The 19,523-nt window shown below is 39.7% G+C and carries 13 protein-coding genes; 6 read left to right on the top strand and 7 right to left on the bottom strand.

Going from position 1 to position 19,523, the window contains the following annotated elements:
* Positions 1-14: 14 nt before the first annotated feature.
* Both elbB and arcB read right to left on the bottom strand, forming a co-directional pair.
* Entirely contained in the window at positions 15-665 is a 651-nt protein-coding gene (gene elbB / locus NBG71_RS10970) for an isoprenoid biosynthesis glyoxalase ElbB (RefSeq protein WP_075671411.1), read from the bottom strand.
* Positions 666-902: 237 nt separating this feature from the next.
* Positions 903-3,239, bottom strand: coding sequence for an aerobic respiration two-component sensor histidine kinase ArcB (arcB, locus tag NBG71_RS10965; protein ID WP_075671413.1), 2,337 nt, complete (start codon positions 3,237-3,239; stop codon positions 903-905).
* A gap of 672 nt (positions 3,240-3,911) precedes the next feature.
* On the opposite strand from arcB, the gene gltB reads away from it, so the two are divergent.
* From gltB to NBG71_RS10945, 4 genes are all read left to right on the top strand, one after another.
* Positions 3,912-8,372 carry a glutamate synthase large subunit gene (gene gltB, locus NBG71_RS10960; protein WP_250916855.1) on the top strand — a complete coding sequence of 1,487 codons (4,461 nt, stop codon included), beginning with the start codon at positions 3,912-3,914 and terminating at the stop codon, positions 8,370-8,372.
* A 9-nt stretch (positions 8,373-8,381) separates the two neighbouring features.
* Positions 8,382-9,779: a glutamate synthase small subunit GltD family protein gene (locus NBG71_RS10955; RefSeq protein WP_099660007.1), complete on the top strand. Its 1,398-nt coding sequence runs from the start codon at positions 8,382-8,384 to the stop codon at positions 9,777-9,779.
* Between the two features lie 502 nt (positions 9,780-10,281).
* Positions 10,282-11,556, top strand: a complete 1,275-nt coding sequence (gene dcuC, locus NBG71_RS10950) for a C4-dicarboxylate transporter DcuC (protein WP_075671419.1) — start codon at positions 10,282-10,284, stop codon at positions 11,554-11,556.
* Positions 11,557-11,570: 14 nt separating this feature from the next.
* On the top strand, positions 11,571-12,839 hold the full coding sequence (locus NBG71_RS10945) for an amidohydrolase (protein WP_075671421.1): 1,269 nt from the start codon (positions 11,571-11,573) through the stop codon (positions 12,837-12,839).
* Between the two features lie 116 nt (positions 12,840-12,955).
* On the opposite strand, the gene sspB is transcribed toward NBG71_RS10945, so the two are convergent.
* From sspB to zapE, 5 genes are all read right to left on the bottom strand, one after another.
* Complete coding sequence (gene sspB / locus NBG71_RS10940) at positions 12,956-13,465, bottom strand: ClpXP protease specificity-enhancing factor (RefSeq protein WP_099660009.1); 510 nt, start codon at positions 13,463-13,465, stop codon at positions 12,956-12,958.
* A 6-nt stretch (positions 13,466-13,471) separates the two neighbouring features.
* Positions 13,472-14,113 (bottom strand): stringent starvation protein SspA, encoded by a 642-nt coding sequence (gene sspA, locus NBG71_RS10935; RefSeq protein WP_075671425.1) that lies wholly within the window; start codon positions 14,111-14,113, stop codon positions 13,472-13,474.
* A 656-nt stretch (positions 14,114-14,769) separates the two neighbouring features.
* Positions 14,770-15,162, bottom strand: coding sequence for a 30S ribosomal protein S9 (rpsI, locus tag NBG71_RS10930; protein WP_004245284.1), 393 nt, complete (start codon positions 15,160-15,162; stop codon positions 14,770-14,772).
* 15 nt (positions 15,163-15,177) lie between these two features.
* Complete coding sequence (rplM, locus tag NBG71_RS10925) at positions 15,178-15,606, bottom strand: 50S ribosomal protein L13 (protein WP_006535327.1); 429 nt, start codon at positions 15,604-15,606, stop codon at positions 15,178-15,180.
* 434 nt (positions 15,607-16,040) lie between these two features.
* Complete coding sequence (gene zapE / locus NBG71_RS10920; RefSeq protein ID WP_075671427.1) at positions 16,041-17,156, bottom strand: cell division protein ZapE; 1,116 nt, start codon at positions 17,154-17,156, stop codon at positions 16,041-16,043.
* Between the two features lie 203 nt (positions 17,157-17,359).
* Between zapE and zapG the strand changes: the two genes are divergently transcribed.
* Together zapG and degQ are read left to right on the top strand one after the other, a co-directional pair.
* Positions 17,360-17,764, top strand: a complete 405-nt coding sequence (gene zapG, locus NBG71_RS10915) for a Z-ring associated protein ZapG (RefSeq protein WP_075671429.1) — start codon at positions 17,360-17,362, stop codon at positions 17,762-17,764.
* Positions 17,765-17,993: 229 nt separating this feature from the next.
* Positions 17,994-19,385 (top strand): serine endoprotease DegQ, encoded by a 1,392-nt coding sequence (gene degQ / locus NBG71_RS10910; RefSeq protein WP_250916854.1) that lies wholly within the window; start codon positions 17,994-17,996, stop codon positions 19,383-19,385.
* The last annotated feature ends 138 nt before the right edge of the window (positions 19,386-19,523 follow it).

Raw genomic sequence — 19,523 nt, 5'->3', positions numbered from 1 at the left:
TTTTTACCTATCGTTTATGCCATTTCAAGGACTTTCTTAACCAGTTTCTCAATACCTACCTGTGCTTGTGCAATAGATTGTGCAAGCATATACGCAGGAGTTGTGACAACACGATATTTTTCATCAACAACAATATCATCAACAGTGCAATCTATATGAATGCCACCCATTTTTTCGATTGCATGTGCTGTTTCTGCGTCATTTCCAATTGTTAATTTTACTGGAGAATTTAACATTTTTGGTAACATTACAGGTGCAATACACATTAACCCTAATGGTTTATTTTGCTGATGCATCGCTTGTACAAATCTTAAGAGATCTTTGTTAATTTCACAGTCACTTCCTTTTGTTGCGAAATTACACAAATTCTTCGCCGCACCAAAACCACCAGGAATAATGACAGCATCAAAGTTTTCAGCCTTTGCCTCTGATAAAGGGGAGATTTTTCCACGAGAAATACGAGAAGATTCTTCCATCATATTCCTTTTTTCTGATTTTTCTTCACCTGTAATATGATTAATTACAGTTGGTTGTAAATCATTAGGTGAAAAATAATGAACTTCAGCATTATTTTGGCTTAAAGCAAGCATTGTGAGCACTGATTCATGGATTTCACTCCCATCGAACACACCACAGCCACTTAAAATTACCGCAATTGATTTCATATCTTTCTCCGTTTGTAGTAGATTACTAGTTACCCATTTATAGGTGTAAACACCAATCGGCATCACATATTTAAATGTTTCTTGTAACAAAAAAACTTATCTTTGCTATTTTGTTGCTTGTATGATGTATGGAATAGTTTCATCCTATTCGCCTATGTAATGAGAATCAAAAAAAGCGGATAGAAAAGTTTCCCTGGTGTTGGCGCAGTATTCGCGCACCCCAACCTTCGGTTGGGGTTATTTTTTTCTAGCGTCTGATAACCAGTTTCTTAAACTTTCCACATCCTTTCTCCAATCTCTTTCTAGCTCATCTACCCACTCTTGTACATTGTCCCACCAAGCAGGTAATTCCGATGATTGGATCTGTTTAGCGAGTTGCTGTAAATGTTTTAAACCTATAGAACCTGCTGCACCTTTAATTTTATGCCCTTCCTCAGAAATCCCCTTCTCATCACGAGCCGTTAGGTTAGATTCAAGGACAGACATATAACTTGGCATCATCTTCTCAAAAACATCTAGACCATCAGTGATTAATTGAGGCCCGACAAGTTCGATGTATTGATTCAGCATGTCTATATCTAATAATTCTTCATTTTTACTCAACAATTCCGATGACTCATTACATGGCACAGAAACCGCACCATCCCCCCAGAATTTATTGATAATCGCGGTAAGCGCATCCACAGAAAGTGGTTTACTTAGCACATCATTCATTCCCGCATCCAAATACTCTTTTTTGTCTTTCAAAACATTTGCAGTTAAAGCAATAAGAGGAGGAAGTTCATTGCTATCGAATTCTTGACGTAATTTTCTTGAAATATCGAACCCTGTCATATCCGGTAATTGAATATCTAATAGCACTAAGTCATATTCATCAGGCTTAAACATCGATAATGCTTCTTGCCCTGTCATTGCTACATCAACAGTATTACCCAGTTTTTCTAAAACAGAGCAGGCGACGATTACGTTGAGTTCAATATCTTCTACAAGAAGAATATTTAAAGCCGGTAATAAGAACTCATCATCACTTTCGATATCGTGATGCTCTTCAATCGCAGGAGCGACGATAGAGAGGGTAAAGGTAGAACCCTCACCTAACTCACTCTCAACACGAATATCACCGCCCATATGCTGTGCTAGGCGTTTTGAGACAGCAAGTCCGATACCCGTTCCCGTTGCAGAGCGACCACCTTGACTATCATTGACTTGATAGTACATGGCAAAGATCTTCTCCAGCTCACTTTTTGGAATACCAATTCCGCTATCTTTCACTTCAAAGAACAACTTATCTGGCGCTTCTTGCCAAATGCGCACTTTGATTTCGCCTTCTTGGGTAAACTTCACGGCATTACCGATGAGGTTCCATAATATCTGGCGTAATCGAGTTCCATCAGAAGTTATTTTATGTGGTAGCGTTTCTTCTGCTTCCAGTGTGAATTTCAATCCTTTTGGCTGTACTAACAGTCCAGACAGGTTTTCTAAATCAGAAATAAATTCAGTAAAGTCAATTGGCTGATTATCTAACTGAATTTTTCTACGCTCAATTTTGTCCATTTCAATCACATCATTAAAAATATTTCCTAACGTAATCGCACTCACATGGATAGTTTTTAAGTAATTGAGTTGTTCTGGCGAAAGCTCGGTATCCAATAAGATACGGCTTAACCCAACAATACCATTTAGCGGTGTACGCAATTCATGGCTGATTGTTGAGATAAAGGTGGTTTTATCACGGCTCGCGTTCTCTAACGCGTCTTGATAGCGCTTACGCTCTGTAATGTCACGTCCAAAGCCCATTAAGCCATGACGTTTACCAATACGATCATAAAACGGCACTTTTCGCAGTTCAAAACAAGCCTTGCGCCCATCCGGATAAACTAACCATTGCTCATAAGTAAGTGACACATTATGGCGGAAGACTTTCTCATCTGTTTCCATCACTTTTATTGCAATATCTTCGTCATAAACATCAAGTGGTGTCAAACCGATAAGTTGCTTCTCGCTTTTGCCTGTCAGTAATTCCGTCGCGCGGTTACATCCTGAAAATTCATTATCTTCATTGCGGTAATAAACTAAGTCAGGAGAGGCATCAAGGAATGAGCGTAAAAGAGAGGATTGCTGTTCAAGCTCGATTTGCGTCAATTCACGACGCTTCATTTCACTTTTTAGTTTTTCGAGTAGTTCAAGGTGCGCTTTTTCAACTTTTTCACGCTCTTGAATTTCCAAGTTTAATTGCTCAATATTCTCTTTTAATTGAGAGTTAAGCTCTAAGTCGCGCTGGCGCATTACTCCCAGTTTATCTACCATACGAGATAAACGGCGTCGTGACTCTTCAAGTTGTTCAACCACAACAGAGAGAAAATAGACAGCCCAAGGCGTAATAATCAGCCCAAAGAAAATAGAGCGAACAAGGTCAATACTGGTAACATCACCTGCAAGCAAGAATGTCACCGCCATTTGAACAACCATCGCTAAAACAACTAATGCAGAAGCTAACAACAATGAGAAGCGAATTAGCCCCAGCTTCATCATTAAGTCAACGTAGTATTGGGCAAGCCCTTTGAGCAATTTCATTGAAAACTCCAATATATTGAATCTATGGAATGATAACCCAAAAATGAATTGGCGCAGTGGCGAACATTCAGAAATCTTGCTAAGAGTGGTTATTTCTCATTACTTTGTTTGATTTAATCCTCTATTTTCTCTTAACAAGAACCTCTCCGATATATGTATTCATAAAAATAATGCAAAACCTAATTACATAAACGATAGCGATATCAACAATAAATAGACCTTATTAGAAAAAACTCAATTTGTCTTTTTTTATACAAATTGTATAAAAACAATAAAAAACTAAATTTATCATAATCATTAGAATAACTAACTACTCGTTTTTATCATTAAAGGATGTGATAAAGCGAAATCGCTTAAATAAAGTGATATAAATCACACTAAAAATAGTGTACTCCCCCCTTCAAAAATTGAATATTTTATTTATTTATCAATATATTAAAATAAAAAATCTCTTATTCATCTTATTCTAGTCAAATCTCCTCATACATTGACCTCATTTTTATTTATCGATAAGTTGAAAAGACATTGCGTAGCAATATAAAAACACTCCAAGCTAAGCAAACACAACATCACCCGATGAGCACCCATAAATTTACCTACATACTTTGAGCCAAAATGTTCCTTTTGCGCTCTGTTTTGAGGTGCCCAGTAAACTAAGTAGGAAGCAAAAAAATGCTCTATCAAAAGACACAGGAAAAAGACAATTGTGGATTTGGGTTGATCGCGCATATTGAAGGGCAAGCCAGTCATAAAATTGTCAGAAATGCAATCCACGGTCTCGCCAGAATGCAACATCGAGGAGCCATTCTTTCTGATGGCAAAACGGGCGATGGTTGTGGATTACTTTTACAAAAGCCCGATCGCTTCTTTCAATTAGTTGCTGAGGAAAAAGGCTGGCATTTAGCCAAAAACTACGCTGTTGGAATGCTATTTTTAAGCCAAGATCCTAATATCGCGACACAATGTCGCCTTATTATTGAAGAAGAGCTTCAACGTGAAACACTCTCTATTGTGGGCTGGCGTAAAGTTCCTATCAACACAGATATTCTAGGTAGTATCGCCCTTTCATCTCTTCCTTTAATTGAACAAGTCTTTATTAATGCACCCGCTGGCTGGCGGATAAGTGATATTGAAAGGCGACTCTTTGTTGCTCGCAGACGTATTGAAAAACGCATTACTGATAATGATTTTTATATTTGTAGTCTTTCTAATTTGGTAACAATTTATAAAGGCCTCTGTATGGCCATCGATCTACCGCGCTTTTTTACCGATCTCGCTGATCTACGGATGGAATCTTCAATCTGTTTGTTCCACCAGCGTTTTTCAACTAACACCACTCCCAGATGGCCACTTGCACAACCTTTTCGTTATTTAGCCCATAACGGTGAAATTAATACCATTACAGGCAATCGCCAGTGGGCTAGAGCACGTGCCTATAAATTCCATACACCTCTTATTCCTGATCTACAAAGTGCTGCCCCTTTTGTGAATGAGAGTGGCTCAGACTCAAGTTCACTCGACAATATGCTAGAGCTTTTTCTCAATGGCGGTATGGATATTGTTCGTGCAATGCGGTTGTTAGTGCCACCTGCATGGCAAAATAATCCACAAATGGATGATGATTTACGAGCATTTTTTGATTTTAACTCAATGCATATGGAGCCTTGGGATGGCCCTGCGGGTATTGTGTTATCAGATGGTCGTTATGCTGCGTGTACGCTAGATAGAAACGGTTTACGCCCTGCTCGCTATGTTATTACCACAGATAACATCATCACTTGTGCTTCTGAAATTGGTATTTGGGATTACCAGCCTGATGAAGTGCGAGAAAAAGGACGCGTCGGTCCCGGCGAGCTAATGGTTATCGATACTCATCATGGACGTATTCTCCACTCTGCCGAAACCGATGAGGATTTAAAAAGACGTCATCCTTATAAACTGTGGCTAGAGCGCAATGTCAAACGCTTAACGCCGTTTGAAGAGTTACCGGAACAAGAGGCTACCGGACAACGCGCTTTTGATGACACTTTACTAGCCACTTATCAAAAACAGTTTGCATATAGCCAAGAAGAGCTTGAAAGCATTTTGCACGTGCTTGCAGAAAATGGACAAGAAGCGACAGGTTCAATGGGCGATGACACCCCATTTGCTGTACTTTCTCAACGCCCTCGTCTTATTTATGACTATTTCAGACAGAAATTTGCGCAAGTCACAAATCCTCCTATAGATCCATTAAGAGAAGCCCATGTCATGTCTTTAGCGACCTGCATTGGACGCGAAATGAATGTATTTTGCGAAGCGGAAGGTCAAGCACATAGACTGAGCTTTAAATCGCCTATCTTGCTTTATAGCGACTTTCAGCAGCTTATTAATCAAGAAAGTCCTTATTACCAATCCGTTCTTCTTGATATCACTTATCAACCAACAGAATGTAACCTAGAAACTGCATTACGCCAATTATGTGCAAAAGCGCAACAGGAAGTTCATAGTGGTGCTGTGTTATTGGTTTTATCCGATAGAAACATCACCAAAGAGCGATTACCTATTCCTGCCCCTATGGCAGTTGGCGCAGTACAAAAAGCGTTGGTAGACAATAATTTACGCTGTGATGCCAATATCATTGTTGAAACTGCCAGTGCCCGTGATCCTCACCATTTCGCCGTACTACTTGGATTTGGTGCTACCGCTATTTATCCTTACCTTGCTTATGAATCTTTAGCTCAACGAGTTGATAGAAAAATCCTGCAAGCAAGCTATGCCCAAGTGATGCTTAATTACCGCAACGGCATAAATAAAGGCTTGTATAAGATCATGTCTAAAATGGGTATTTCAACTGTGGCGTCTTACCGTTGCTCTCAACTTTTTGAAGCTGTCGGATTAAATGATAGGGTTGTCGAGCTCTGTTTTGCAGGCGTTGATAATCGGATTAATGGCGCTGATTTTAGCGATTTTGAGCACGACTTATTTAATCTATCTAAGCGAGCTTGGTTAGCCCGTTATCCTTTAGAAGCGGGTGGTTTATTAAAATACGCCCATAAAGGGGAATACCACGCTTATAACCCTGATGTCGTTCAAGCACTACAAAAAGCTGTAAATAGCGGGGAATATACAGACTATCAGCATTACGCAAATCTTGTGCAACAGCGCCCAATCACAACCTTGCGTGATATGTTAGTTCTCAATAACAAGACAACGCCTATTTCGATTGAAGAAGTCGAACCTGAAACCGAGTTATTTAAACGCTTTGATACTGCCGCTATGTCAATTGGGGCATTAAGCCGAGAAGCTCATGAAGCGCTTGCGCAAGCGATGAATATATTGGGCGGTTTTTCAAATTCAGGAGAAGGTGGCGAAGATCCAGCACGTTACGGTACCGATAAAGTCTCTCGCATTAAACAAATCGCCTCTGGTCGTTTTGGCGTAACACCCTCTTATTTAATGAGTGCGGATGTTTTACAAATCAAAGTCGCACAAGGGGCAAAGCCCGGTGAAGGCGGACAACTTCCCGGCGATAAAGTGACACCTTATATTGCGCAACTGCGTTATGCCGTACCTGGTGTTACCCTAATATCACCGCCTCCTCATCACGATATCTACTCTATTGAAGATTTAGCACAACTTATTTTCGACTTAAAACAGATCAATCCAACTGCACTGATTTCTGTAAAATTAGTATCAGAGCCCGGTGTAGGCACTATTGCTACAGGTGTTGCTAAAGCTTACGCAGATTTGATCACCATTGCGGGTTATGACGGCGGTACAGGTGCAAGCCCTTTAACTTCCGTAAAATATGCCGGTAGTCCGTGGGAATTAGGCTTAGTTGAAACTCAACAAGCGCTGGTGGCAAATAATTTACGCCATAAAATTCGTTTGCAAGTTGATGGTGGATTAAAAACAGGTCTAGATATTATTAAAGCGGCAATTTTAGGCGCAGAAAGTTTTGGATTTGGTACTGGGCCAATGGTGGCATTAGGCTGTAAATATCTGCGCATCTGCCATTTAAATAATTGCGCAATGGGTGTTGCAACCCAAGATGAAACACTCCGTCGCAATCATTATCATGGATTACCTGAACGTGTTATTAACTACTTTCGTTTTATTGCGCAAGAAACTCGTGAGTTAATGGCCTTACTTGGTGTGAGAAAAATCACCGATTTAATCGGTCGAACTGATCTGCTTTTATGCCTAGAAGGTGTTAGCAGTAAACAGCAAAAACTCTCTTTAAGTGGATTGTTAGAAACAGCAACTTCACCATCAGGCAATGCGCTTTATTGCCAGAAAAATAATCATACTTATGATAAAGGCGAGTTAAATCAGCGAATTGTTGCTCAAACCTATGATGCTATCGAACAACAAAAAAGCCAAACACATTATTTTGATATCCGTAATACAGATCGCTCTGTGGGAGCAACATTATCGGGCATTATCGCCAAGAAATATGGCGAAAGTGGCTTATCTGCCACACCAATTAAACTTTATTTTACCGGAACCGCAGGTCAAAGCTTTGGTGTATGGAATGCACAAGGCGTTGAATTAACCTTAGTGGGTGACGCCAATGATTATGTTGGTAAAGGTATGGCTGGAGGCCGTATTGTCATTTCACCTCCTGTTGGCTCTGCATTTAAAAGTCATCACGCCACCATTATGGGAAATACTTGCCTTTATGGCGCAACAGGCGGAAAACTTTATGCTTCAGGATTGGCTGGGGAGCGTTTTGCTGTTAGAAACTCTGGCGCAATTGCTGTCGTTGAAGGTGTTGGTGATAACGGTTGTGAATATATGACGGGCGGTATTGTCTGTGTTCTGGGTAAAACAGGGATTAATTTTGGTGCGGGAATGACTGGTGGATTTGCCTATCTATTAGATGAAGATCTCACATTATCACAACGGATCAACACTTCATCGATTGAGTTGCTTCCTGTTGCATCCTTTGCCATTCTTGCTGAACATCTACGTGGCATGATTGCAGAACATGTCAGACTAACTGGTTCACAACAAGGCGAAAGATTACTTTCACAATGGGAATATTGGTCACAACATTTCAAATTGGTGAAACCAAAATCCAGTGATGTTAATGCGTTGCTTGGCCATCCTCGTCGTTCATCTGCTGAATTACGCGTTCAGGCACAATAGGAGAATATTATGAGTCAGAATGTGTATCAGTTTATCGACTTAAATCGTGTTGAGCCAACCAAAAAGCCATTAGCAATTCGCAAAATTGAATTTGTTGAAATCTATGAAGCTTTTTCACCGCAACAAGCCTCTGCACAAGCCGATCGTTGTTTAGGCTGTGGTAATCCTTATTGTGAATGGAAATGTCCTGTTCATAATTACATTCCTAATTGGCTAAAGCTGGCAAACGAAGGACGTATTATTGAGGCAGCTGAGCTTTCTCATCAAACAAACAGTTTACCTGAAATCTGTGGTCGTGTTTGCCCTCAAGATAGACTGTGCGAAGGCGCTTGCACGCTGAATGATGATTTTGGTGCAGTCACAATTGGCAATATTGAACGTTACATCAATGACACCGCCTTAGCACAAGGATGGCGACCTGATCTTTCTCACGTCACAATGACCGATAAAAAGGTCGCAATTATCGGTGCAGGTCCCGCGGGTCTTGCCTGTGCAGATGTTCTTATTCGACAAGGTGTAAAACCCGTTGTTTATGATAAACACCCTGAAATTGGGGGGTTACTTACCTTTGGGATACCTTCTTTTAAACTCGAAAAATCATTGATGATCCGACGCCGTGAATTATTTAGTGAAATGGGTATCGAGTTTTGCCTCAATACGGAAATAGGCAAAGATGTCTCCTTAAATACCCTAATAACACAATATGACGCTGTATTTCTTGGTTTGGGCGCTTATCACAGTTTAAGCGGTCATTTTCCTAATGAAAATGCTAATGGTGTTTATAGCGCACTACCTTATTTAATTGGGAATACACGTTATTTAATGGGTTACGATGAAGATCCTCAAACGCCTTATATCGACCTTAAAAATAAAAATGTGGTGATATTAGGAGGAGGTGATACCGCAATGGATTGTGTCCGTACTGCCATTCGACAAGGTGCAAATAAAGTTACTTGTGTTTATCGTCGTGATGAAAGCAATATGCCGGGTTCAAAACGTGAAGTAAAAAATGCCAAAGAAGAAGGTGGTGAATTTTTATTTAATCTTCAACCTATAGATATTGAAGTCAATAACCAAAATAAAGTGGTTGGTATTCGCGTTATTAAAACTCAAAGCGATAAAACATTAACTCCTATTGAAGGAAGTGAACATGTGTTATCTGCTGATGCGGTTATTCTGGCATTTGGTTTTAAACCTGCACATTACCCATGGTTAGATGAAAATAATATTGAATATGCCTCTTCAGGCAGAATTATTATTTCAGATAATCAAGAAATACCAAAACAAACAACAAACCCTAAAGTGTTTGCAGGGGGGGATATTGTACGAGGCTCAGATCTTGTTGTTACTGCAATAGCAGAAGGAAGAGAGGCGGCTGAAGGCATATTACGATATTTATCATGCTAAATATTTTTTATTTTCGTTATTTAAAATAACAATTTCTCTTGTTTATTATCCCATTTAATTTAAGTGGGATAATTTTTCAATATTATTGGTGAAATTAATAAATAGTATTTAAGGATTATCAAGATATCTGACCAATTAATCATTCTCATTACCATTTAATGTAATTTCTAGAATAATAGCCTGATAAAAAGCGATATTCTTTTTTGTATCAAAATAACACTCTTGATCTATAGTAAATATAATTTATTTTCGTATTTTTTACTTTATCTCTTTTTATTTAACCTTTCCGTCATCTTTTAATGATAATTGTTTTACGGCATTTGTTAATAACATCACAGTCTAAAAAAATAGATTTTATTTCGGCTATTAAATTTGATAACAATCAAATATTGTCAATCTACCAACTTCATAATGGAGTCACCTAATAACTTTACAGAAAAATATAATTTATTGATGTTAGGTTCGTTTTCATAAAATTGTCATAATTAACTAGGGGATCACTATGGTGATGCAACTTATCGCAGTAGCAGTTATTATCGTAACTGTCTATTTGCTAATAAAAAAATATGAAACCCGAATGGTGCTAATTGGTGCCGGCTTATTACTCTGTATTTTAAGTCTGAGCCCATTAGATGCGCTTACCGCATTTAGCGAGCGCATGGTGTCTTCATCATTAATTCAAGCAATCTGTTCGAGTATGGGTTTTGCTTATGTTATGAAATATACCAAATGCGATATGCATCTGGTCCATGTTTTATCAAAAGTAATGACTCGTCTGGGCTTCTTCCTTATTCCAGCCACTGTTGTCGTAACATACTTTATTAATATCGCAATCCCATCAGCGGCAGGTTGTGCAGCTGCGGTAGGTGCAACACTCATTCCATTATTAATCGCAGCACGTATTCACCCAGCTATCGCAGGTGGTGCAGTATTATGTGGTACTATCGGTTCAATGTTAAGCCCAGGTATGTCACATAATGCCTTCGTTGCTAACATGGCAAATATGGAAGTGGTGGATTTAATCGCTCGCCATAGCCCATACAGCTTAATGGCTGGTGGTATTGCTGCAGTTTCACTTGCTGTTGTCGCTTTAGTGAAAAAAGAGTTCAAAATGGCTTCTGTTACTGGTGATGCATCTTCTTCATCAGCACAAGCAACGCCAGAAGCTGTTCGTCCTAACTACTTATATGCAACAGCACCTTTTATTCCTTTAATTCTGTTAGTTCTGCCATTCTTTGAAACATTTAGCACTTTCAAATTGTCAGTACCTGCAGCAATGTTAATTGGTGCAATCTATGCCCTGCTCATCACATTAACTAACCCAGCTCAAATCACAAAAGAGTTCTTTAAAGGTATGGGTAATGCTTATGGTGATGTATTAGGTATCATCATTGCAGCAGCTGTATTCGCAGCAGGTCTGAAAGCATCTGGTTTAATCGACGCGTTCATCAACTTCTTAACTCATTCTCCTGAATTTGCTCGCTGGGGTGGTACTTTAGGGCCATTCTTAATGGGTATTATCACAGGTTCTGGTGACGCAGCAGCATTCGCATTCAACGAAACAGTCACACCACATGCTGCACAATTCGGTTATGAAATTCCTGATATGGGTATGGCAGCGGCATTATCTGGCGCATTAGGTCGTACTATGTCACCACTGGCAGGTGCAGCGATTGTTTGTGCTGGCCTTGCAAATATTAACCCTATGGAAATCGCAAAACGTACTGCACCAGGTATGATTATCGGCGTCATCGCGGTTGCGTTATTCATGCTATAAGTGGAGAAATGAATATGTCAGCAATTACACTAGAAAAATTAATTAAATGGCGTCGTGAATTTCACCAATATCCTGAAATTGGCTGGTCAGAGTTTTTAACCACAGCAAAAATCGTCAAAGAATTACGTGGATTAGGTTTAGAAGTTAAAGTTGGCCCAGAAGTTATTAATCAAGAGTTCGCTTTTGGCCGTCGCCGTCAAGTCGTTGAAAAAGGTCTAGCCGTTGCAAGAGAGCATAAAGTTGATGAAGCTCTGCTTGATGAAATGAAAGAACTAACGGGCTGTGTGGCTATCTTCGACAGTGGTAAAGCTGGCCCAACTGTAGCACTGCGCTTTGATATCGACTGTGTGGGTGTTAACGAAGCAACCGAAACTCAACACCGTCCTCATGCTGAGAACTTTGCTTCTTGTCACGCTGGCGAAATGCACGCTTGTGGTCATGATGGACACATTTCTATCGGTTTAGGTGTTGCTCACTGGTTAGTTGAGAATAAAGATAAAGTCGTTGGTAAAGTTAAAATCTTATTCCAACCAGCAGAAGAAGGTGTTCGTGGTGCTCGTGCGATGGCTGAAAGTGGTATTGCCGATGATGCAGATTATTTCTTAGGTGCACACTTAGGCTTTATCGCTAACAGTGGTGAGATTGTTATCAACCCAACACATTTCTTATGTACCACTAAATATGACTTCCGTTTTAAAGGTGCACCATCTCACGCAGGCGCAGAGCCTGAATTAGGTCGTAATGCATTAGCAGGTGCTTGCCACGCAGCAACACAAATGCTAGGTATTTCTCGTCATGGTAAAGGAATGTCACGTATCAACATCGGTGTATTAAAAGCCGGTGAAGGCCGTAACGTCACCCCAGCTAATGCTGAGATGCAAATTGAAGTTCGTGGTGAAAATGAAGAGATCAACAGCTTTATGGCTGCAAATGCAGTACGTATGGCTGAAGGCGCAGCACATAGCTTCCAGTTAGAAATGGAAAGCGAGATCATGGGTGAAGCCGTTGACCTGACAAATGACCAAGAACTGATTGATGTTATGACCAAAGTTGTTGGTAAACATTCTGAGCTAACAGCGGTTGCTACACGCCCATTCGGTGGTAGTGAAGATGCGACAGTATTAGCAAAACGTGTACAACGTTGCGGTGGTAAATCTCTGTACTTCGTTGTTGGTGCTGATAGAACCGCAGGTCACCATCAAGCAGGCTTTGATTTCGATGAAAAACAATTAATGACTGCGGTTAATCTTTACACTGGTTGTTTAGAAGAACTGCTGAAATAATTTTTCAGTAATACAATCCAATAAAGCGTTCTATAGCAATATAGAGCGCTTTTTTTGTACATAAAAAAACCCAGTTCATAAACTGGGCTTTTTATTCATACTAATAAGATAATCTCTTATTTCACAACGCGCAGTGCTGGACGACCTGTTGGGCGAGGTGGTTCTGGATCATCATCTGGTGAAGAGATATCAGCTTCAACAGCTTTGTCAGTAACGAGAGATAAACCTTCGCTAGCCGGAGCTATATCGTTCTCTTCACTATCATCTTCAGCAAACTGTAATGATGCACCAGATTCATAAGCAGGCTCTGGTTCAAACATCATTCCCGCACCGTTTTCTCTCGCATAAATAGCCATAACAGCAGCCATAGGCACTCGTACTTTACGAGGTATGCCACCAAAGCTTGCACTAAATAAAACCTGATACGGCGTTAACTCTAAGTCATCAACTGCACGAGATGAAATATTTAGTACAATCTGACCATCGTGCGCATATTCCATTGGGACTTGAACACCAACGATATTCACATCAACAACTAAATGCGGTGTTAAATCGTTTTCGATGATCCAATCATAATGCGCACGTAATAAATGCGGACGACGCGGAGACATATCCATAATCTCCATACTTTATTACCCTCTTGAAGGTAAGCGCATCTCACGCTCTGCTTCGGTTAATGATGCGAGGAAAGAATCACGCTCAAAAACACGCTGCATATAAATTTGTACATCTTTAGCGCCAGCACCACTTAAATCTACACCGAGTACTGGTAAACGCCATAATAGAGGAGCTAGGTAGCAATCTACTAAGCTGAACTCTTCGCTCATAAAGTAAGGATATTCTTTAAACACAGGAGATATAGCCAGTAGCTCTTCTGCTAACTGTTTACGAGCAGCATTTGCTTGCTGTTCTGTTCCTTTCTCGATGGTGTTCATTAAAGAATACCAATCATGCTCGATGCGATGCATCATTAAACGGCTGCTACCACGAGCAACAGGATAAACTGGCATTAAAGGAGGATGAGGGAAGCGTTCATCAAGATATTCCATGATGATGCGTGAATCATACAGGGTCAGCTCACGATCAACCAAAGTCGGTACACTTTGGTAAGGGTTTAGATCGATAAGATCCTGTGGAAGATTACCAGCTTCAACCTGTTCAATTTCAACACTGACACCTTTCTCCGCTAGGACAATTCTGACCTGATGGCTGAAAATATCAGTCGGACCGGAAAACAAAGTCATTACCGAACGTTTGTTGGCAGCGACAGCCATGAAAACCTCCAAGTTAATCAATTAAAGAAATGAATTAGCACAATGCCCCTTCCATTTCCCCATTCCTAAAAGACAAGCACACAAACGCAGTAGACCTAAATAAATATTTAAGTTATTAACTGCGTTGGGTAACTACCTGTATAACAGTGTTATCGTGGGATAATCATATTTTACAGGGTTAAAAACTCACCTGTCTTTGCGGCACATATCATTATCAAGTAATACCAAAATAATCATTCAACAATCATTATTGTCATAATAATTTTGGTATGACTTTCAAACTCATTACAGGTATTACTATCGATATACCCGTTGGCAACATTGTGAAGTCATAGAAAGAAAGACACCAAAGCCTGCTATTCTACCAGAATTCATGTTACTTAGGGGGGCTAATGCAAATAATTCAACACAATATGCCACATTACCTTAAAACTAAGATTATAATATCAAAAAATAAAATTATTTAGAGATAACATCTAAAAAATACGTTTTTTAATACTACTGCTATCTTACATAAAGCCTGTTTTATGAGTGATAGCATCATGCTTTAGCAACATTATGTTTTTATTATTAATAAACACAAATAAGTCAAAAATAAAAAACCCGTCTGTGAAGACGGGTTTTCAACATCAAATTGATATCTAAAAGATAACAAATTAACGTTTAGAGAACTGTGGACGACGACGTGCTTTACGCAGACCCACTTTCTTACGTTCAACAGAACGCGCATCACGGGTTACGAAACCAGCTTTACGCAGATCAGAACGTAGAGTCTCATCATATTCCATCAGTGCACGAGTGATACCGTGACGGATCGCGCCAGCTTGACCAGAAATACCACCACCTTTAACAGTGATGTATAAATCTAATTTACCCAGCATATCAACTAATTCCAGCGGTTGACGAACAACCATACGTGCTGTTTCGCGGCCGAAGTAAACTTCTAGGCTACGTTTGTTGATTACGATATTACCGCTACCTGGCTTAATGAAGACACGTGCGGAAGAACTTTTGCGGCGACCTGTGCCGTAGTATTGATTATCAGCCATTGCCTATTATCCCGATTAAATGTCCAGAACTTGCGGTTGTTGTGCCGCGTGGTTGTGCTCAGATCCTGCGTAAACTTTCAGTTTACGGTACATCGCACGACCCAGAGGCCCTTTTGGCAGCATGCCTTTTACCGCGATTTCGATTACACGCTCAGGACTACGGGCGATCATCTCTTCGAAAGTCGCTTGTTTGATACCACCTACGTGACCAGTATGACGGTAGTAAACTTTGTCAGTACGTTTATGACCAGTTACCGCTACTTTCTCAGCGTTTAAAACGATGATGTAATCACCAGTATCAACGTGCGGAGTATATTCCGCTTTGTGCTTACCGCGTAAACGGCTAGCAATTTCAGTTGCTAAACGGCCTAAAGTTTTGCCGTCTGCATCAACAACGTACCAGTCGCGTTTTACGGTTTCTGGTTTAGCTGTAAAAGTTTTCATTATTGAAAATTACCCAATGTTTAGTTACACGTTGGTGAACGCTCGGTTCAAATACTATTGAGGTTCACACGACTCTTGTGTCCAGCAAACCTACCCCTTCGAGTAGCACTGCTGACTCTAAAATGCGAGTTTTTTGGGAAATAAAAAACTTGCTGCAACGTGGGGTCGCAAGATTATAGAGAAGTCAGAAAAAAAAATCGAGTCATAATTGAAAAACAATTGAATTCTTTTTCAATATTTCAGCGAAAAAAACGAATCTGGCACTTTTTTCTGATTTGACTGATAAATTCTTGCTACCTGAAGAGAAGAATTGTTCCTTTCCAGAGCGCTTGTAAGCTGCCTAATACTTTCTATTTTCATAGAAAAAAACATCAAGCAACTTAACCTGCGTCATCCTACCATAATGAAAGATGACTTTCTTCAAGAATTAAAAATTAAGCGAGATGTGGTTGAACTAAATATTCTTCACTTTGCATCTCTTGTAAACGAGATAAGCAACGTTGATATTCAAAGCGTAAAAAATCACCTTGGTAAATCTCATTCATTTCAACATTTGCATTAATAATAAGTTTCACCTTACGCTCATAAAATTCATCAACAAGCGCTAGAAACCGACGCGCAGCGTCTTCATTTAATGTTCCCATTTGTTTCATGTCATATAACAAAACAGAGTGGTAATGCTTAGAAAGTTCAATGTAATCAAGCTGGCTACGTGGTTCCATACACAAGGTTGAAAAATTAACAGCGAGTACACCATTAGACGCTTTTCTTACTTTCATAGGGCGATGATTAATGGTTAAGGTACAATCAACTTGTGGTTCACTGGTTGCCAAATGCATGAAAATTCTATCCATCTCTTGGCGATTTTCATCGTTAAGTGGAGATAAAAAAAGATGTGCTTGCGTTAATGTTCTAAGACGATAATCAATACCTGCGTCAACATTTAAAATGTCACAATGATGTTTGATTTGTTCTATTGCAGGTAAAAAACGAGAACGTTGTAATCCATTACGATAAAGCTCATCAGGTGGAATATTTGAGGTTGCTACCAGCGTGATACCTCTGGCAAATAACGCTTCAAGCAAGGTACCTAAAATCATTGCATCAGTAATATCGGAAACAAAAAACTCATCAAAACAGAGCACATCGGTTTGTGCTTTAAACCCATCAGCAATAATTTCTAACGGATTTTCATGCCCTTGTAAGTTTCTCAACTCTTCTTGAACACGTAACATAAAGCGATGGAAGTGTAAGCGAAGTTTTCGTTCTGTCGGCAAACTTTGATAAAACATATCCATCAACCATGTTTTACCTCGTCCAACACCGCCCCACATGTATAAACCACGTTCTGGTGCAACAATCTGTTTTTTTGTGCGAATTCGCCCGAATAATCGCTGTGTTAGCGAATTTTTTTCTGGTGGAGTCTCTTTTAATAATGCATGGTATATCTGTTGAAGGTGGAGAACAGTTTTTCTCTGAACATCATCAGGTTGATAATCACCTTGCTTCAATGCGGCTTCATAAAGTGATAACGGCGTACTAACAGTCATGAATGCCCTCTTATCCTTAATTTTCTGACATACTGATTTGTGTCTGTCGAATGCCTCTATTATAAGCATTAAGAATTGTTTTAACATCAGCGTAACACACGAATTTTATATTAAGCTTAAGGATATTATTCCACCCATGCCTTTTAGCGGTTATGATGTTATAAGAATCCATCGTCCTCACTATTAGATGAAAAGGAGTTGCCATGGTTTGGGTTTATGCACTGATTGGATTAGTTGTCGGTCTTATTATAGGCGCACTTGCAATGCGTTACGGTAACAGCACCCTTCGCCAACAAGATGCTATCAAAGCAGAGTTAGACACGAAAAAAGAAGAACTTGATACTTATCGCAATGAACTTGTCAGCCACTTTGCTAGAAGTGCTGAACTATTAGATAACATGGCGAGAGATTACCGTCAGCTTTATCAACATATGGCAAAAAGCTCTAATGAGCTCATGCCTGATATGCCTGCTCAAGAAAATCCATTTAATTACCGATTAAGTGAGTCAGAAGCAGCTAATGATCAATCTCCAATAAAAATGCCTCCTCGTGATTACTCCGAAGGGGCATCTGGATTGTTCAGACCCACAGAGAAAAAAGACAGTTAATATTAAAACGCCACATTTTTGTGGCGTTTTTCTTTCTACTAAATATCATAAAATGACAATTATTTGCTATGGTTTTAAAGATAGCTTTTGTCTTGTAAATCCATGTAAAAGGAAGCAAAGCACATCATGTCTTAATGAACTTTCCTTTGTCAGTACAGGTCTTAGTGACATCGAGCTCATTTTGAGCAATAACTTTTATTTTGATAACTGTATCAAGAGACTCTAATTCATGTTGACTAAAAAAAGAAAATTATTACTTAGTGCGTTAGCAATGAGTGTCGGACTTTCACTCTCTACTATTCCAGCAACCAGTATGGCGGCACTGCCTGCAGTTATGCCATCAGGCGAACAACTGCCAAGCCTTGCACCGATGTTAGAAAAAGTGTTACCAGCTGTTGTCAGTGTGCACGTTTCAGGAACGCGAGTACAAAGCCAGCAAGTGCCTGAAGAATTCAAATTCTTCTTTGGTCCAAACTTCCCATCACAACAACAAAGTATTCGCCCTTTTGAAGGTTTAGGCTCAGGTGTCATTATTGACGCAAAAAAAGGCTATGTATTAACAAACAACCACGTTGTTGATGGTGCAGATAAAATTCAACTGCAAATTAATGATGGTCGTGAATTTAGTGCGAAATTAATTGGTAGCGATCCACAAACAGATATCGCATTACTGCAAATTGAAAAACCAACTAACTTAACCGCAATTAAAATGGCGGACTCTGACCAATTACGTGTTGGTGACTTTGCTGTTGCAGTAGGTAACCCATTTGGTTTAGGCCAAACAGCAACATCCGGTATTATTTCCGCATTAGGTCGTAGCGGTTTAAATCTTGAAGGTTTAGAGAACTTTATCCAGACTGATGCTTCAATCAACCGTGGTAACTCTGGTGGTGCACTCGTTAACTTAAATGGTGAGTTAATCGGAATTAACACTGCTATTTTAGCACCGGGTGGTGGCAACATCGGTATCGGCTTCGCCATCCCAAGTAATATGGCGCGTGATCTTAGCCAACAACTGATTTCTCATGGTGAAGTTAAACGTGGCATCTTAGGTATTCGTGGTACAGAAATGAATTCTGATCTGGCGAAATCCTTTAATATTGATGCACAACGCGGTGCTTTTGTTAGCGAAGTCATGCCCGATTCATCCGCTTCAAAAGCAGGCATTAAACCAGGTGACGTCTTAATTTCAGTTGATGGTAAACGTATCAATAGCTTTGCTGAATTAAGAGCTAAAGTGGGTACTACACCTCCGGGTAAAGAGATCCTAATTGGCTTGATCCGTCAAGGTAAACCAATGGATGTTAAAGTGACATTAGAGAAACAATCGGCAGATGCAACTCGCGCAGATAACTTCTCTCCTGCATTACAAGGTGCCACATTAAGTAACTACTTAAACAAACAAATTAAAGCAGTTGCTGTTGATTCTGTTGAGAAAGATTCCGCAGCGGCGGCATCTGGTTTACAGAAGGGCGACCTTATTATAGGTATAAATAATACGCCAATTACCTCACTAGGCGATTTGCGTAAAACAATTGATGCTAAACCGCCCGTTCTTGCATTGAATATTCAGCGTGGTAATGAAGAAATTTACCTGCTGTTACGTAATACACCGCGCTAAGAAGTAAGCTTTTCACCTATCTAATTTATTGATTTCTTTAGCCCTATAATTTCCATTATAGGGCTTTTTTTATACCTCTTTTTGATAAGAGTCATTGGCTTAAAAGGGGATTTTATGCGCTGAGCGATGCTTTCATAA

The organism is Proteus sp. FZP2095 (genome assembly GCF_023701425.1).
Lineage (GTDB): Bacteria > Pseudomonadota > Gammaproteobacteria > Enterobacterales > Enterobacteriaceae > Proteus > Proteus cibarius.
This window is presented reverse-complemented; position numbering and strand designations above follow the sequence as displayed.

What these genes read in the sequence shown, in the direction of transcription:
- elbB (WP_075671411.1), bottom strand. Translation starts at nt 665, where the DNA reads ATGAAATCAATTGCGGTAATTTTAAGTGGCTGTGGTGTGTTCGATGGG.
- arcB (WP_075671413.1), bottom strand. Translation starts at nt 3,239, where the DNA reads ATGAAATTGCTCAAAGGGCTTGCCCAATACTACGTTGACTTAATGATG.
- gltB (WP_250916855.1), top strand. Translation starts at nt 3,912, where the DNA reads ATGCTCTATCAAAAGACACAGGAAAAAGACAATTGTGGATTTGGGTTG.
- NBG71_RS10955 (WP_099660007.1), top strand. Translation starts at nt 8,382, where the DNA reads ATGAGTCAGAATGTGTATCAGTTTATCGACTTAAATCGTGTTGAGCCA.
- dcuC (WP_075671419.1), top strand. Translation starts at nt 10,282, where the DNA reads ATGGTGATGCAACTTATCGCAGTAGCAGTTATTATCGTAACTGTCTAT.
- NBG71_RS10945 (WP_075671421.1), top strand. Translation starts at nt 11,571, where the DNA reads ATGTCAGCAATTACACTAGAAAAATTAATTAAATGGCGTCGTGAATTT.
- sspB (WP_099660009.1), bottom strand. Translation starts at nt 13,465, where the DNA reads ATGGAGATTATGGATATGTCTCCGCGTCGTCCGCATTTATTACGTGCG.
- sspA (WP_075671425.1), bottom strand. Translation starts at nt 14,113, where the DNA reads ATGGCTGTCGCTGCCAACAAACGTTCGGTAATGACTTTGTTTTCCGGT.
- rpsI (WP_004245284.1), bottom strand. Translation starts at nt 15,162, where the DNA reads ATGGCTGATAATCAATACTACGGCACAGGTCGCCGCAAAAGTTCTTCC.
- rplM (WP_006535327.1), bottom strand. Translation starts at nt 15,606, where the DNA reads ATGAAAACTTTTACAGCTAAACCAGAAACCGTAAAACGCGACTGGTAC.
- zapE (WP_075671427.1), bottom strand. Translation starts at nt 17,156, where the DNA reads ATGACTGTTAGTACGCCGTTATCACTTTATGAAGCCGCATTGAAGCAA.
- zapG (WP_075671429.1), top strand. Translation starts at nt 17,360, where the DNA reads ATGGTTTGGGTTTATGCACTGATTGGATTAGTTGTCGGTCTTATTATA.
- degQ (WP_250916854.1), top strand. Translation starts at nt 17,994, where the DNA reads ATGTTGACTAAAAAAAGAAAATTATTACTTAGTGCGTTAGCAATGAGT.